This window comes from Oerskovia sp. USHLN155 (assembly GCF_037145535.1).
Taxonomy (GTDB): Bacteria; Actinomycetota; Actinomycetes; order Actinomycetales; family Cellulomonadaceae; genus Oerskovia; species Oerskovia rustica.
The window spans coordinates 43,543-58,235 of record NZ_JBBCXG010000010.1; the positions used below are offsets into that span (position 1 = coordinate 43,543).

General features: G+C 71.2%; 14 protein-coding genes and 2 tRNA genes. 7 read left to right on the plus strand and 9 right to left on the minus strand.

Features of this window, described 5'->3' with window-relative positions:
- Nucleotides 1-3 precede the first annotated feature (3 nt).
- From WFH32_RS14975 to pknB, 5 genes are read left to right on the plus strand one after another with little or no spacing between them, the layout of a single operon-like run.
- Complete coding sequence (locus WFH32_RS14975; RefSeq protein WP_336708124.1) at nt 4-1,431, plus strand: PP2C family protein-serine/threonine phosphatase; 1,428 nt, start codon at nt 4-6, stop codon at nt 1,429-1,431.
- Entirely contained in the window at nt 1,431-3,038 is a 1,608-nt protein-coding gene (locus tag WFH32_RS14980) for an FtsW/RodA/SpoVE family cell cycle protein (RefSeq protein ID WP_336708126.1), read from the plus strand. The genes WFH32_RS14975 and WFH32_RS14980 overlap by 1 nt, the downstream gene beginning before the upstream one ends.
- Nucleotides 3,035-4,498 carry a peptidoglycan D,D-transpeptidase FtsI family protein gene (locus WFH32_RS14985; RefSeq protein WP_191794667.1) on the plus strand — a complete coding sequence of 488 codons (1,464 nt, stop codon included), beginning with the start codon at nt 3,035-3,037 and terminating at the stop codon, nt 4,496-4,498. Before WFH32_RS14980 ends, WFH32_RS14985 begins: the two co-directional genes overlap by 4 nt.
- Nucleotides 4,495-6,219 carry a serine/threonine-protein kinase gene (locus WFH32_RS14990; protein WP_191794670.1) on the plus strand — a complete coding sequence of 575 codons (1,725 nt, stop codon included), beginning with the start codon at nt 4,495-4,497 and terminating at the stop codon, nt 6,217-6,219. Before WFH32_RS14985 ends, WFH32_RS14990 begins: the two co-directional genes overlap by 4 nt.
- Complete coding sequence (gene pknB, locus WFH32_RS14995) at nt 6,220-8,283, plus strand: Stk1 family PASTA domain-containing Ser/Thr kinase (RefSeq protein ID WP_191794672.1); 2,064 nt, start codon at nt 6,220-6,222, stop codon at nt 8,281-8,283.
- Nucleotides 8,284-8,448: 165 nt separating this feature from the next.
- Here the strand turns inward: pknB and WFH32_RS15000 are convergent, their stop codons facing one another.
- Genes WFH32_RS15000 through WFH32_RS15015 form a run of 4 tightly spaced genes read right to left on the minus strand, consistent with a single transcriptional unit; the run spans nt 8,449 to nt 10,981 of the window.
- Entirely contained in the window at nt 8,449-9,096 is a 648-nt protein-coding gene (locus WFH32_RS15000) for an aminodeoxychorismate/anthranilate synthase component II (RefSeq protein WP_336708129.1), read from the minus strand.
- A 3-nt stretch (nt 9,097-9,099) separates the two neighbouring features.
- Nucleotides 9,100-9,270, minus strand: a complete 171-nt coding sequence (locus tag WFH32_RS15005; protein WP_157283436.1) for a hypothetical protein — start codon at nt 9,268-9,270, stop codon at nt 9,100-9,102.
- On the minus strand, nt 9,267-10,148 hold the full coding sequence (locus WFH32_RS15010) for a class E sortase (RefSeq protein ID WP_191794676.1): 882 nt from the start codon (nt 10,146-10,148) through the stop codon (nt 9,267-9,269). The genes WFH32_RS15005 and WFH32_RS15010 overlap by 4 nt, the downstream gene beginning before the upstream one ends.
- Nucleotides 10,145-10,981, minus strand: coding sequence for a DUF881 domain-containing protein (locus tag WFH32_RS15015; protein WP_225227656.1), 837 nt, complete (start codon nt 10,979-10,981; stop codon nt 10,145-10,147). Before WFH32_RS15015 ends, WFH32_RS15010 begins: the two co-directional genes overlap by 4 nt.
- Nucleotides 10,982-11,156: 175 nt before the next feature.
- On the opposite strand from WFH32_RS15015, the gene WFH32_RS15020 reads away from it, so the two are divergent.
- Nucleotides 11,157-11,411: a cell division protein CrgA gene (locus tag WFH32_RS15020; protein ID WP_138826987.1), complete on the plus strand. Its 255-nt coding sequence runs from the start codon at nt 11,157-11,159 to the stop codon at nt 11,409-11,411.
- A gap of 178 nt (nt 11,412-11,589) precedes the next feature.
- Here the strand turns inward: WFH32_RS15020 and WFH32_RS15025 are convergent, their stop codons facing one another.
- Nucleotides 11,590-12,234, minus strand: a complete 645-nt coding sequence (locus WFH32_RS15025; protein WP_318243961.1) for a rhomboid family intramembrane serine protease — start codon at nt 12,232-12,234, stop codon at nt 11,590-11,592.
- Between the two features lie 239 nt (nt 12,235-12,473).
- Entirely contained in the window at nt 12,474-13,013 is a 540-nt protein-coding gene (locus WFH32_RS15030; protein WP_138826988.1) for a peptidylprolyl isomerase, read from the minus strand.
- A 149-nt stretch (nt 13,014-13,162) separates the two neighbouring features.
- On the opposite strand from WFH32_RS15030, the gene WFH32_RS15035 reads away from it, so the two are divergent.
- Nucleotides 13,163-14,137 (plus strand): hypothetical protein, encoded by a 975-nt coding sequence (locus WFH32_RS15035; protein WP_191794678.1) that lies wholly within the window; start codon nt 13,163-13,165, stop codon nt 14,135-14,137.
- Nucleotides 14,138-14,286: 149 nt separating this feature from the next.
- On the opposite strand, the gene WFH32_RS15040 is transcribed toward WFH32_RS15035, so the two are convergent.
- The 3 genes from WFH32_RS15040 to WFH32_RS15050 form a co-directional block, all read right to left on the minus strand.
- Nucleotides 14,287-14,359 (minus strand) — tRNA-Ala (locus WFH32_RS15040).
- Between the two features lie 30 nt (nt 14,360-14,389).
- Complete coding sequence (locus WFH32_RS15045) at nt 14,390-14,509, minus strand: DLW-39 family protein (RefSeq protein ID WP_210410998.1); 120 nt, start codon at nt 14,507-14,509, stop codon at nt 14,390-14,392.
- 30 nt (nt 14,510-14,539) lie between these two features.
- A tRNA-Ile gene (locus tag WFH32_RS15050) sits at nt 14,540-14,613 on the minus strand.
- Nucleotides 14,614-14,693 lie beyond the last annotated feature (80 nt).

Genomic DNA, 14,693 nt, shown 5'->3' on the forward strand with positions numbered 1-14,693 from the left:
GGCATGAACATCGCGCTGAAGTACGCCGCCCTCTCCGACGTGGGCCTGGTCCGGTCGAACAACCAGGACTCGGGCTACGCGGGTCCGCACCTCGTCGTCGTGGCCGACGGGATGGGTGGGCACGCCGGCGGCGACGTCGCGTCGTCCCTCGCCGTGGCAGCCCTCGCCCCGCTCGACGGCGAGTCGCACGGGCCGGACGAGGCCCTCGGCCTCCTGGAGTCGTCGATCGACAACGCCCGTCTCGACCTGGTCGAGCGCAGCGAGCAGACGCCCGAGCTCGCGGGCATGGGCACCACCGTGACGGCCCTCCTGCGCAGCGGCAACACGCTCGCGATGGCGCACCTCGGTGACTCGCGCGCCTACCTGCTGCGCGACGGCGTCCTGAACCAGGTCACGACCGACCACACGTTCGTCCAGCACCTGGTCGACACCGGCCGCATCACCCCGGAGGAGGCCGAGTACCACCCGCAGCGCAACGTCGTGATGCGGGTACTCGGCGACTTCGACGTCGACCTGACGCCCGACATGTCGGTCCGCGAGGCCCGCCCGGGTGACCGCTGGATGCTCTGCTCGGACGGCCTCTCGGGATTCGTGAGCCTCGAGACGCTCGAGCAGACCCTGATCTCGGTCGAGGACACCGACGAGTGCGCCGAGCGCCTCCTGCACCTCGCGCTACGCGCGGGCAGCACGGACAACGTCACGGTCGTCGTCGTCGACGTCGTCGACCTGGACACCCTTCCCGACGGCGCCGGGCCCTCGACCGCGCCGGTCGTCGTCGGCTCCGCGGCGATCGACCGCGACCGCCCGACGTCCGCCCAGGACGGTCCGGCCGCGCGGGCGGCCTCGCTCGTCGCCACGGCGAGCGCCGCCCAGCAGCAGGCCGCCGCGGACGAGGAGTCCACCGACACCTCCCCGGCGCCCGCCGACGGCACGGAAGGCACCGTGGTCGTGGCCGGCGACGACTCTGACGTGCGGCCCGCCAAGCGCACCAGACGATGGATCGCCCCGGTGGTCACCGTCGTCGTGCTGGCCGTGATCGGTGCCGGCGCCCTGTACGGGTACCGCTGGACCCAGGACCAGTACTACGTCGGCGTCTCCGACGGCCAGGTCGCGGTGTTCCGCGGCGTCCCGACGAGCGCAGGTCCGCTCACGCTGTCGACCCCGGTCGAGCTCACGGGGGACAAGGTCGACGACCTGCCGCCGTACGTCGTCGACCGCCTCCAGGAGACGATCAGCGCGACGTCCCTCGACGACGCGCGCGAACGCGCGACCCGCCTGGTGGCCGACGCCCAGACCGACACCGAGACCGAGACCACGGAACAGCCCGCGTCCCCCGCGGACGCCGAGACGGTCCCGCCCGTCGACCCGGTCGCACCGGCCGATCCCGCCGTCCCGCCCGCGGACACCACGGTTCCCCCGGCGGCGCCCTGATGGCCACGGTCGAGCCGCACACCGCAGCCTCCACGAAGCGCCCGTCGCGCCGGGCGGAGGCGGGCCTGCTCGTGCTCGCCCTCGCTCTCGGCATCGGCTCGTACGCCTCGGTCGGGTTCGGGCTCATGGACCAGCTCCCGGACAACTTCCTCCTGCACAGCCTGGTCCTGGTGGTGCTCGCCGTGGGCGCGCACGTGGTCCTGCGGATCAAGGCGCCCTACGCCGACCAGGTGATCCTGCCCGTCACGGTCGCGCTCAACGGCATCGGCCTCGCGATGATCGGTCGCATCGCCATCGGTGGCTCGATCGTGGGTTCTCCGTCGGACCTCGCCACGAAGCAGCTGATGTGGACCGTGCTCGGCGTCGTCGCGGCGTGCGGCGTCGTCTGGCTGCTCAAGGACCACCGGACCCTGCGCAAGTACTCGTACACGGCGATGATCGTCGGTCTGGTGCTCGTCGTCCTGCCGTTGCTCCCGGTCATCGGCCGGAACATCAACGGCGCCCGCATCTGGGTCAACATCGCGGGCATGTCGCTCCAGCCCGCCGAGTTCGCGAAGATCGCCTTCGCGATCTTCTTCGCCGGCTACCTCGTGACCAACCGGGACACGCTCGCGCTCGCCGGCCCCAAGGTCCTCGGGCTCCAGCTGCCGCGCCTACGCGACCTCGGCCCGCTCGTCATCGTGTGGGCCGCCTCGCTCGCGGTCCTCATCTTCGAGCGGGACCTGGGTACCTCGCTCCTGTTCTTCGGGCTCTTCGTCGCCATGCTGTACATCGCGACCGAGCGGTTCAGCTGGGTCGCGATCGGCCTGAGCATGTTCGCCGTGGGTGCCGTCGTCGCCGCGTCGGCGTTCCCCCACGTCCAGGCACGCGTCGACGTGTGGCTCAACCCGCTGGCCCCGGAGATCTTCGGCCGTGACCCGGGGGGCTCGGGCCAGCTCGTGGGCGGGATGTTCGGGCTCGCGAACGGCGGGCTGACCGGCACCGGCTGGGGCCAGGGCTATCCGCGTCTCGTGCCGTACGCCTACTCGGACTTCATCTACACGTCGCTCGGCGAGGAGCTCGGGCTCGCGGGTCTGCTCGCGATCCTCGTCATGTACCTCGTGCTCGTCGAGCGCGGCCTGCGGACCGCGATCGGCGTGCGTGACGGGTTCGGCAAGCTCCTCGCGGGCGGCCTCGCGTTCGTCATGGCGTGGCAGCTCTTCGTCGTGATCGGCGGGATCACCCGCATCATCCCGCTCACGGGCCTGACCATGCCGTTCGTCGCGCAGGGCGGTTCGTCGCTGCTCGCGAACTGGCTCGTGGTCGGCCTGCTGCTCCGGATCTCCGACAACGCCCGCCGTCCGTCGTCCCTGCCGGTGCGCGGCCAGGTCGCCCCGTCGCAGACGGCGACCGGCCCGAGCACGGGCCCTCAGCCCGTCGCGGTGGGCGCGGGCTCCCAGGAGGCCGTCGAGGCGGGCGAGGCGAGCGCCGCCGTCGGGCCTTCGCGTGGCGCCCCCTCCCAGGACCTGCCCACGCAGGTCGTGCGCACCGACCGCCCCCAGGACGGTGGCGACCCGATGACCGGGGCGACCGAGATCATCGACGACACCGAGCGGAAGAACCTGTGAACGTCCCCCTGCGCCGCGTGGCGACCGTCGTGCTCGTCATGTTCCTGGCGCTCATGGTCTCGACCACCTACATCCAGTTCGTCCAGGCGGACTCGCTCAACAACGACCCGCGCAACAAGCGACAGGTGTACCGCGAGTACGGGAACTTCCGCGGGCCCATCGTCGTCGCGGGGGAGTCGGTCGCGCTCTCGACCCCGGTCGACGACCCGTACGGCTACCAGCGTTCCTACACCAACGGGCCCGTGTTCGGGCACGTCACCGGGTTCTTCTCGATCGTCAACGGCACGTCAGCGATCGAGCGCAGCGAGAACGCGTTCCTCAACGGCCAGGCGAGCACGCTGTGGATCGACCGGCTCCAGGGCATGATCACCGGCCAGAAGCCCCAGGGTGCGTCCGTCGAGCTCACGATCGACCCCGCGGCCCAGCAGGCCGCGTACGACGCGCTGGGCGAGCAGCGTGGCGCGGTCGTCGCGATCGAGCCGTCGACCGGGAAGATCCTCGCGATGGTCTCCAAGCCGTCGTACGACCCGAACGTCCTCGCGAACCACGACACCAAGGCGGCGAGCGAGGCCTACACGTCCCTCATCAACGCCGACGGCGACCCGCTCGTCAACCGGGCCATCGCGGGCAACACGTACCCGCCCGGCTCGACGTTCAAGGTCGTGACCTCTGCGGCGGCACTCGAGTCCGGGCAGTACACGCCGGACACAGTGATCCCCGCCCCGGACGAGTACCAGTACCCGAACTCGACGCGGACGCTCCTGAACTTCGGCGGCACCCGCTGCTCGCCGACGGGCGAGCAGACGCTCGCGGACGCCCTGCGGATCTCGTGCAACACGGCGTTCGCGGACCTCGGCGTCACGCTCGGCGACGACGCGATGCGGGACCAGGCCGAGGCCTTCGGGTTCGACACGGACCTTTCCGTCCCTATGACGGTCACGCCGAGCCGTTTCCCGTCCGCGGAGGTCACCGAGGACGCTGCGGAGCTCGCGCGTGCCTCGATCGGCCAGGGCGAGGTCAAGGTCACGCCCCTGCAGATGGCCATGGTGTCGGCCGCGATCGCCAACGGCGGCAAGCAGATGACGCCCTACACCGTGCAGACGGTCCGGGGAGCAGACCTCGACGTGGTCGAGCAGACCGAGCCGTCGCTCCTGCGCACGTCGGTCTCCCCGACGGTCTCCCAGCAGCTCACGTCGATGATGGTCGGGGTCGTGGACAACGGCTCGGGCAAGCCCGCGCGCATCCCCGGAGTCCAGGTCGCCGGGAAGACCGGCACGGCCGAGAACGACCCGGAAAAGTCCCCGCACGCGTGGTTCACGGGCTTCGCCCCCGCCGACGCCCCGCAGGTCGCGGTCGCCGTGATCGTGGAGAACGGCGGCGACCGCGGCAACGAGGCGACCGGCGGTGCCGTGGCCGCCCCCATCGCGAAGGCAGTGATGGAGGCGGTGTTGAACAAGTGAGGCCCGTGGAAGGGCTCGCGCTGGGCGACCGCTACCGTCTCGTGCGCCGGATCGCGATCGGCGGCATGGGCGAGGTGTGGGTCGCGAACGACAGCGCGCTCGGGCGTGAGGTCGCGGTCAAGCTGCTCCGCGAGGAGTACGCGGGCAACGAGGACTTCCTGGAGCGCCTGCGCACCGAGGCGCGCAACAGCGCCGCGCTGTCGCACCCGAACATCGCCCAGATGTACGACTACGGCGAGCAGAACCAGTCGGGCTACCTGGTCATGGAGCTCGTCATGGGCGAGCCCATGGCCGACCTCCTGGAGCGCGAGCCCGTCCTCATGCCCTCCAAGCTCCTGCCCATCCTGGCGCAGACCGCTCGGGCGCTGCACGCCGCGCACGTCGCGGGCGTGGTGCACCGTGACGTGAAGCCCGGCAACATCCTGCTCGAGCCGCGCGGGGTCGTGAAGATCACCGACTTCGGGGTCTCCCTCGCCGCGAACCAGATCCCCATGACGGCGACGGGCATGGTCATGGGCACGGCCCAGTACCTGTCGCCCGAGCAGGCGATCGGCCAGGCCGCGACCGGCGCCTCCGACGTGTACGCGCTGGGGATCGTGGCGTACGAGTCGGTGGCCGGGAACAGGCCGTTCACGGGCTCGACCCCCGTGGACATCGCGGTCGCGCACGTCAACGAGAAGGTGCCGCCGCTGCCCGCGCACGTGCACCCGTCGCTCGCCTCGCTCATCTACGCGATGCTCGCGAAGGACCCCAAGGCGCGGCCCATGCCGGCGTCGGCGCTCGCACAGACGCTCGACGACCTCGTCGAGACCATCGCACGCGACCCGTGGGGGGCGACCGCTCGCGCAGGCGGCCCGTCACGTCGGTCTCGCCGGGCGCAGCCGGCCCGCCACGGCGCGGCGCCGCCGCCCAGCTCGCCGACGCCGCTCGAGATCCCCGAGGAGCTGCGGTCGCGCCCGCTGCCCATGATCTCGTCCCCGCGGTCGCAGGACTCCGCACGGTCCGCCCAGTCCGGCTACTCCGCCCAGTCCGGCTACTCGGCCCAGTCGGGCTACTCGGGTCACTCGGCGCTCTCCGCACCGTCGGCGGCGTCCGCGCCGGTTTCCGCGGCGTCGGCCGCGCCCCCGAGCACTCCCGTCTTCGACGGCCAGGCGTTCCCGCCTCCACCGCCGCCTCCACCCGCGCCTCCCGTCCCCGGCCCGGCCGAGCCGACCGCCCTCCCGTGGGAGCGCGCCTCGGCCTCCGTGGCGGCGGACCCGCCCACGGACGCACCGCGCTCGTACCCGCCGCGGCGGGAGATGCACGGTGGCGCGTCGGCCACGCGCCCGCGCCGCACGGAGTCAGGCCCGACGCCGTCGCGCGCCACCGTGCAGGGCGGCCCCGGCAGGGCGGCCCCCGCTGGGGTCACCCGCGCCGAGCGTCGGCGCGCGTCCCAGGACGCGCCGCCCGTCAGGACGTCGACCACGACCGGCCAGCGGATCGGTGGATTCGCCAAGGGGTTCTCGTGGCCGCTCCTCGCCCTCCTCGGGCTCCTGCTGGTCGTGCTCGTCGCGACCCTCGTGGGAGGCGGCGACGAACGCTCCGAGGGGGCCGGTTCCGCCCCGAACGTGACCAGATCGTTGCATTCGTCCCCGGACCTGACGTCCGACGATGGGATGATGCTCAGTACTGTGCCGGGCCCTTCTGGGTCCTCGGCCCCGACGACATCGAAGGACTCCTAAGTGGTGGACAACGCTCCCCGGGTACTTGCCGGCCGGTACGAGGTCGGTGAGCTCATCGGCCGAGGCGGTATGGCCGAGGTGCACATCGGCCACGACACCCGTCTCGGACGGACCGTGGCGATCAAGATCCTGCGCTCGGACCTCGCGCGCGACCCGTCGTTCCTGGCCCGGTTCCGCCGCGAGGCACAGGCCGCCGCGGCACTGAACCACCCTGCGATCGTCGCGGTCTACGACACGGGCGAGGACACCCACGTCGAGCCCGGCGGCGGGACGGCGCACGTGCCGTTCATCGTCATGGAGTACGTCGAGGGGCACACCGTCCGCGACATCCTCGGCGACGGGCAGGCCGTCCCGATCGACGAGGCGATCGAGATCACCGCGGGCGTGCTGTCGGCCCTCGAGTACTCGCACCACGCCGGCATCGTGCACCGCGACATCAAGCCCGCCAACGTGATGATCACCCCGACGGGTGCCGTCAAGGTCATGGACTTCGGCATCGCCCGTGCCGTCGCGGACTCCGCGGCGACCATGACGCAGACCCACGCCGTGATCGGCACCGCGCAGTATCTCTCTCCCGAGCAGGCCCGCGGTGAGACGGTCGACGCCCGCAGCGACCTGTACTCCACGGGCTGCCTGCTCTTCGAGCTCCTCACGGGACGCCCGCCGTTCATCGGCGACTCCCCGGTCGCCGTGGCGTACCAGCACGTGCGCGAGGCCCCCGCGAAGCCGAGCGACCTCGCCCCGGACGTCCCCGAGGTCCTCGACCGCATCACGCTCAAGGCGCTCGCCAAGGAGCGCACGGCCCGCTACAGCAGCGCCGCCGAGTTCCGCAACGATCTGGAGAACGCGGTCCGTGGCGGGCACATCACCGCGCCCGCGCTCGGGGTCGCAGCGGCTGCCGCCGCCGGAGCCGTTCTCGCGGCGACCCAGGTGCAGGGCCCCCTCGAGAACGCGACGCAGGTCATGAGCCCTGCCGTCGCGGGCCCACCCAACCCGTGGGAGACCACCGGGGTCCCCGCCGCCGTCCCCCCGGGCCAGCCCGGCGGGCCCCTCGCTGAGGGGGAGCCGCAGGACGAGGGTTCGGGCAAGAAGCGCGGCCTCATGTGGGCGCTCATCGCGGTGGGCGTGGTCGCGATCGCGGCGATCATCGCCATGATCCTGCTCAACCAGCAACCGCCCGAGCCGAAGACGGTGACCGTCCCGACGTTCAGCGCGACCACGACCCCGGAGCAGGCCGAGCAGGCCCTCGACGCGGTGGGGCTGACGTTCCTGAAGGCGATCGACCAGGACTCGGATCTTCCCAAGGACGTCTTCGTCAGCTCGAACCCCCAGAGCGGCGAGTCCGTCAAGGAGGGCACCGAGGTCACGGTGTACTTCTCGGCGGGCCCGGACGCCGTGATCGTCCCGAGCGTCGCGGGCCTCTCCCAGGAGCAGGCCCGTGCCGAGATCGAGGGCGCCGGTCTCGCGGTCGACCCGACGATCGACCAGGAGGACAACGGCACCGTGAAGAAGGGGCTCGTCACCCGGACCGACCCGGCTGCCAACGCGAGCGCCCCGGCCGGTTCGTCGGTCAAGATCTTCATCTCGAGCGGCCTCGTCAACATCCCGGACCTGGTCGGTCTTCCTCAGGCCGACGCGGAGAAGGCTCTCGACGACATCGACCTCAGCTACGCGATCATCGAGGAGGAGAGCACCAAGACGGCCGGCACGGTCATCAAGCAGAACCCGGGCGCGGGCCCGGGCAAGCAGGGCCAGAAGGTCACGCTGACCATCGCCAAGGCCCCCGTGCCGACGGGTCCGGAGATGACGAACGTCCCGGACATGGAGGGCTTGACACGCGACGAGGCCGAAGAGGCACTCGGTGGCCGCCAGCTGAACCTGGGAAAGACCACCGACAAGGAGTCGGCCACCGTCCCCAAGGGGCAGGTCATCTCCTCCAACCCGCCGAAGGACACCGCGATCGCCGAGGGGACGACGGTCGACCTCGTGATCTCGAGCGGCCCGCCCGCCGGCGGCGGGGGCGGCGGGAACGGCGGCGGGGGCGGCGGGAACCCGACCCCGTGACGCTCCGTCGCGAGCCGTAGGACCGGCGACGCGCGGGGGGCCCCCCCCCCCAGGGGGGGGGCGGGCCCGGCCCCGGGCCGGGCCCTGGTGCGCGGCGCCGCGGCGGCCGACGGGCGGCGGCCGTCCAGCCCTGCGCGCCCTCGTTCTGGGTCCTCAGCGGCCCCGTCAGCGACGTACGAGCGGCGCGAGGCCCTCCGAGTGCTCTACCGCGTCCGACGCCCCGCACAGCGTGAGCCAGTTCGCGAGCAGACGGTGCCCACCCTCGGTCAGCACCGACTCGGGGTGGAACTGGACGCCGTGCAGCGGCAGGTCGCGGTGCTGGAGAGCCATGACGACCCCGCTCTCCGTCGCGGCGGTGACGACCAGCTCGGCAGGAACCGTCTCGGGGACGACCGCGAGCGAGTGGTAGCGCGTCGCGGTGAAGGGGGAGGGGAGGCCCGCCAGCACGCCCGTGTCCTCGTGCTCGACCAGGCTGGTCTTGCCGTGCATGAGCTCGGGTGCGTGCGTCACGGTCGCCCCGTAGACCTCGGCGAGAGCCTGATGGCCCAGGCACACCCCGAGCATCGGCGTGCGCGAGGCGGCGCAGGCCCGGATGACCTCCTCGCTCTGCCCTGCCTCGGCGGGGGTGCCGGGACCGGGCGAGACCAGGACGCCGTCGAACGCGCCGTCGTCGTCCCGGTACCGGCCGTCCGCGCCCACGGCGGGGACGGCGTCGTTGCGCACGACGACCGTGCGGGCACCCAGCTGGTTCAGGTACCCCACGATCGTGTAGACGAACGAGTCGTAGTTGTCCACGACGAGGATGCGGACCATCCCTTACCCACCTGTTCCTTCGACGGTCGTTTCGTTGAACGGCATGTACTCGGCGACGATCGGGAAGAGCCACTCGAAGCACACGAGCACCACGGCCGCCGCGAGGACGAGCAGCAGCAGCACCCGGAGCCACGCCGGACCTGGCAGCACACGCCAGAGCGCTCCGTACATCATCGTCCCCCGTTCGTCGGGCCGGTCACGGTGTCCACGGCGCGCACCCCGGCGAGACCCGCAGGAGCGGACCCGTCAGCGCCCTCGGCAGCCTCCGGGGGGGCCGCGACGAGCTCGTCGGGCACGTGGCCCACGAGGTCGGGCGGCAGTCCGTCGGCGACGGGCAGCCAGTAGTCGAGCTCGGCGTGCACGATGAACCGCTCCCGCAGGGAGTTCAGGCCGATCGGGTGGCACGTCGTGAGGGTCAGGAAGCGCTGCGTCGGTTCGACGCCCGGCTGGCCGGGGACGGGCGCGATGACCTCGACCTGGTTCGGCTGGACGACGAAGCCCTCGGTCACGCGGTACACGTACCAGGTGTCGTTCGAGCGGACCACGAGGGGGTCGCCGACCTCGAGCTCCTCGACCCGGTGGAAGGGTGCGCCGTACGTCATGCGGTGCGCCGCGAGCGAGAAGTTGCCGACGGCTCCGGGCATGGCCGTCTCGGGGTAGTGGCCCGCCATCGCCTTGTCGAGGATCGTGCGCTTGTCCGTCCCCTGTGCGAGGGGGATCACCGCGTCGTCCCACCGCGGGACGAAGAGCTGTCCGAACACGTCACCGACCGCGGGCTGCTCGGCGACCGGAGGCTCGTCGCGCCGGACCTCGACGGCCTCGTCCGCGGGAACCTCCCATCCCATGCTCTGCAGCACCTCGGCCTGCTCACGGGCTCCCTGGACGTCGGTCCACCAGAGCTGCCACACGACGAACAGACCGAGGAGGACGCCCACCGTGATGAGGAGCTCGCCGAGGACCCCGGCGACCGTCGAGGCGGCGCTGCGGCGCGCGCGGGGACGTCGGCGGCCGTCGGGGCGTACGTGGCGGACCGGTCCCGACGACGCCGTCACGCCTGGTCCTTCTCGCCGGGCACGCGCGCATACCGCAGGTCGGTGGCGCCCTCGAAGGCAGGGATGTCCAGCGAGGACGACTTCTCGACCTTCCACCCGAGCCCGTACGCGTCCACGTACTCCTGGTAGATGCCGATCGCGGGCGAACGGTCGAGCGAGGCCTGGAGCGCCGCGGTGTCCCCGACGGCCGAGACGACGTACGGCGGAGAGAAGACGCGGCCGTGCAGGTTGAGGACGTTGCCGACGCAGCGGAAGGCGGTGGTCGGGGTCACGCGCTGGCCCTGGAGGGTCATGGCCTCGGCACCGCCGGCCCAGAGGGCGTTGATGACGTCCTGCAGGTCCTGCTGGTGGACGACCAGGTCGTCGACGTTGGCGCTCCGGGACTGCTGGGTGGGCGGGGCGTCGTCGAGGGTCACGCTGAGGCCGGGTCCGGTGACGGGTACCGAGCCGGCCACGATGCCCGTGTTCACGACGACCTCGGGGGAGGTCAGCTCGGCGGGAGCGAGGTCCTGGGCCAGGGCCGTCACCTCGGCCTCGAGGTCGACGACCTGCCCGGTCATGCTCTCGACGCGGCGCTCCTCGTTCTGCACGAGGTCGGTCAGGTTCTGGGGGTGGCGACCGTCCTGGTTGCGAGCGAGCCTGGCGCTCGCCGTGAACATCAGTCCGGAGAGCGCGAGCACCAGGAGGACCGTGATGCTGGACCGGAAGCGCCGTCCACGAGAGACCGGGGGAGCGGCCGCCGGGGTCGTCTCGCCCGCGGCGGACGGCTCGGGGCCGTCGTCCCCCTGGTCGCCGCGGCGGGGCGCGTCGAGGCTCCGGTCGTCCTGGCTCATTACCTGGCTCACCTCCGGTCACCGTGCACACGGCCATTCTGTCCGCCCACTACGCTAGACGTCGAATGGCGTTGCCGTTCACGACGTCGCGCAACGCCGCTTCGTCCCACCCGACACAGCTCCTGCACAGCTCTCGTGCCAGGAACACGCATACCGAGGACAGGAGCCAGCTCTCGTGCCCGAGTCGAAGTCTCGCAAGAAGCCAGTCAAGGTGAAGGCCCCGCAGGTGAAGAAGCCTGACACGGGCAACCCCCGCTGGCTCGTCCCGACCATGCTCACCCTGATGCTGCTGGGCCTGGCGTGGATCGTCATCTTCTACCTGACCAGCAACGGCCTGGGGCTGCCGATCCCGGCGATCAACCAGTGGAACCTGGCGATCGGGTTCGCGCTCATCATCGCGGGCTTCGTCCTGACGACGCGCTGGAAGTAGCCGTCGTGGTCGTCCCTCGCCGCCGTGGGTGACGGTGCAGGGTGGGTCCGCAGTGCTGCGGACCCACCCTTGCTCGCTCGACGAATCCCCAGCCACCGAGGCTGTGGATAACTACACGGGTGTAGTTCCACAGGTGTGAGTAACTCTGTGGATAACTATTCGAGGTCGAATAGTCGGGTCAGAACGCCACGTACCCCGGCGCCACCGACGAGTACTTGAGCACCGTGAGCGCCACCAGGGCGACCGCGACGAGCACGGTCACGCCCACGCTCCACACCGTGCGGCGCGCCTTGGGCGCGTAGGCGTACCCCGCCCCGAGGATCAGCCCGACGGCGAGCCCACCCAGGTGCGCCTGCCACGCGATGTTGGTGCCCGGGATGAAGCCGATCGCGACGTTGATCCCGATCAGGACGAGGATCTGGGTCGCGTTCCGGCCGAGGCGGCGCAGGACGAGCAGGATCGCTCCGAAGAGCCCGAAGACCGCGCCCGACGCGCCCACGACCGCCGTGTACCAGCTCTGCGTCGCCGGGTCGGCCAGGAGAAGGACCCCGACGGACCCTCCGAGCGCCGCGAGCACGTACAGCGCGACGAACCGCACCCGACCGAGCATCTGCTCGAGGAACGGCCCGGTGATCCACAGCGCGTACATGTTGAACAGGATGTGGAAGACACCCGTGGAGTGGAGGAACGCGGCGGTGAGGAAGCGGTAGGGCTCCACCTCGCCGATGAAGGGGGCGAAGGCCAGCTGCTGGGTCCACTCGCCGCCCGTCACGAGCTGGAGCAACCAGCTCCCGACGCACAGCGCGATGATCGTCAGCGTCACGACGGGGCGGCCCCCACGGACCGTGCCCCCCAGGACTGTCTGGGTGCGCGGAACAGTGCGTGCCTGCTCCCGCACACAGTCCACGCACTGCACCCCGACGGCGGCGGGCCGCTGGCACTCGGGGCAGGCCGGACGTCCGCAGCGCTGGCAGCGGACGTAGGAGACTCGGTCGGGGTGTCGGGGACACACCGGAGCCGGCTGGGCCGGCTCCGGTGTCCCGAAGGCGGGGACGGAGATGGTCAGTCCTCGATGGTGACCGAGCTGATGACGATGTCGTCGACCGGGCGGTCGCCCGGGCGAGTCCGCGTCGTGTTGATCGCGTCGACCACGGCACGCGACTCGTCGTCCGCGACCTCGCCGAAGATGGTGTGCTTGCCGTTGAGCCACGGCGTGGGGATCGTCGAGATGAAGAACTGCGATCCGTTGGTGCCCTCGACCTCGCCCGAGACCGGGTTGCGACGCGAGCCGGCGTTGGCCATGGCCAGCAGGTACGGGCGGTCGAACTGGAGCTCGGGGTGGATCTCGTCGTTGAAGGTGTAGCCAGGACCGCCGGTCCCGGTGCCCAGGGGGCAACCGCCCTGGATCATGAAGTCCTGGATCACGCGGTGGAAGATCAGCCCGTCGTAGAACGGCGCGTTGCTCTCGGCGCCCGTGCGGGGATCCGTCCAGGTCGTGGTGCCCTTCGCCAGACCGGTGAAGTTCGCCACCGTCTTGGGCGCGTGGTTCGGCAGGAGCTCGATGCGGATGTCACCAGCAGTGGTGTGGAGGGTTGCGAACATGACCTCATTCTCACACGAGGCCCTGTGGCTCCCGCCAGTCGCCCGACTGGTGTCGAACGCCTCGGCGCGCTTGTCTCGCGGGTCCCCTGGCACGGTGGCAGAGTGGAGTCCCAGCGAGCATCACCAGCACCGCGAACACAGGAGGCTCCATGTCCGACCGCACCCGCCGTTCCGCCCGAGTCGTGAACGACACGATCTCCTCGATCGACTCCGAGAAGATCAAGGATCAGGCAGCCGAGGTCGCCGCGCTCGTCGGCGACGCAGGAGCCAAGGCGCAGACGACAGCAGCCCAGCTCGCCGACCAGGCCAAGGAGTGGGGCCAGCCAAAGGTCGAGGCCTTCGTCGAGTGGCTCACCCCCCGCCTCGAGAAGGCGTGGCAGGACAGCCTGCAGGCGGCCGCCCCCCGCGTCGAGAAGGCTGCCGAGAAGGCCAGCCCGGCGATCGACACGGCCCACGACAAGCTGGTCGAGGAGGTCCTGCCCAAGATCGTCGCGAGCTTCAACGCCGCTGCGGCGGCAGCCGCCGAGGCCGCCTCCCGCAACGTCGAGGCCGCGGCCGCCGCGACCGTCGCGTCGGCAGCAGCTGCCGAGAAGCTGTCCCGGAGGGCGACGAAGAAGGCCGCCAAGGCCGCCAGGAAGGGGCTCGACACGTCGGCTGCCTCTGCCAAGAAGGCTGCCAAGGCCGCGCCTGCCAAGCTCACCGCCGCCGCGGAGAAGGCCGACCCCCAGAAGAAGAGCAAGGCGCTCTGGTGGGTCGTCGGAGGCGTCACGGCAGCGGGCGGCGCCTACGTCCTGTGGCGCCGGGCGCAGCCCACGACCGACCCCTGGGCCGAGCCCTGGGACCAGGTTCCGGCCTCGACCTTCGAGGATGCGCGCGCGGCCGTCAACAACGCCGCCGAGGCCGTCGGCGAGGCCGCCGGTGCCGCCGTCGCCAAGGGACGGGAGACGGGTGGGAAGGTCCAGGAGGCCGTCACCGACGCGGGGGAGAAGATCACCGGGAAGGTCCAGGAGGCCGTGAGCGACGCCAAGGAGGCGACGCGCAAGGCGACCACCCGGGCGAAGGACGCTGCGCCGTCGGGCGACGAGGGCGACGCGACGACCGACGGCAAGAAGCCGACCGTCTGAGTCCACCACGCAGAGCCAGAGAGCCCCGACCGGCGATACCGGTCGGGGCTCTCTGCGTTCGGGGGGCCACCGCGGCCCGTCCGCGGCGTGCAGGAACGCGAAAGGCCGCCCGCCGGGTCGAAGACCCGGCCGACGGCCTGTTCACTCTGTGGAGCCAAGGGGACTCGAACCCCTAACCCCCTGCTTGCAAAGCAGGTGCGCTACCAATTGCGCCATGGCCCCAGATCGTGCGGAACTACCTCGCAGAGACCGTCACTCGAAGGTGTCGGTGACCTCTGCCCAGAGATCGCGCTCGTTGTTGTCCTCGGACACCTTGCGCCAGATCAAGAATCCGGCGCCGGCAACGAGCAGCAGTACGAAGAACTTCTTCATGACGTTCCCCCTCGGGTGGGTTTCCTGCAGTGGGCCTAAGAGGACTTGAACCTCTGACCTCTTCCTTATCAGGGAAGCGCTCTAACCGTCTGAGCTATAGGCCCTTGCTGTGCTGCGGCAGCGCTTGAGACTACCGCACTTCTCGGGGTGCACCCAAACCGGGACATCGTCCGACGTCCTCCGA